The sequence below is a fragment of the Capnocytophaga sp. oral taxon 332 str. F0381 genome (assembly GCF_000318275.2).
In the GTDB taxonomy this organism is placed as follows: domain Bacteria; phylum Bacteroidota; class Bacteroidia; order Flavobacteriales; family Flavobacteriaceae; genus Capnocytophaga; species Capnocytophaga bilenii.
On record NZ_KB291314.1, the window covers coordinates 1 to 361 of the forward strand.

Below are 361 nucleotides of genomic sequence, written 5' to 3' on the forward strand. Positions count from 1 at the left end.
GCTGTAATTGTAGGTGTAGCCGTTGGTGTCGTTACACTTCCTACCACATTTATAGTCGCTGTGGTAGTAGTACAATTACCTGCGTTTAGCTTCTCGCAGATTTCGTATACTATCGTATAAACCCCTGCAGGCGTATTATTTGGCACCATTACTTTACCTTCGCTAGTAATCGTTGGGGTTACCGCTCCTGAACTCTTAGGCGCTGCTGGCGTTACTACCGATACGCTTACCGTGCTAGTAGTAGTCGTTGCTGTACCTATATGGTCATTGTCTATTACCGAACTATTGCTAGTATCACCCACCGTTACGGTCATCACATCTGGCGTAGCTGTAATTGTAGGTGTAGCCGTTGGTGTCGTTA

At 46.0% G+C, this 361-nt stretch carries 1 protein-coding gene; it reads right to left on the reverse strand.

Features of this window, described 5'->3' with window-relative positions:
- Positions 1–361, reverse strand: a 361-nt coding sequence (locus HMPREF9075_RS12610; protein WP_009415806.1) for a hypothetical protein, incomplete at both ends; no start/stop codon positions are given.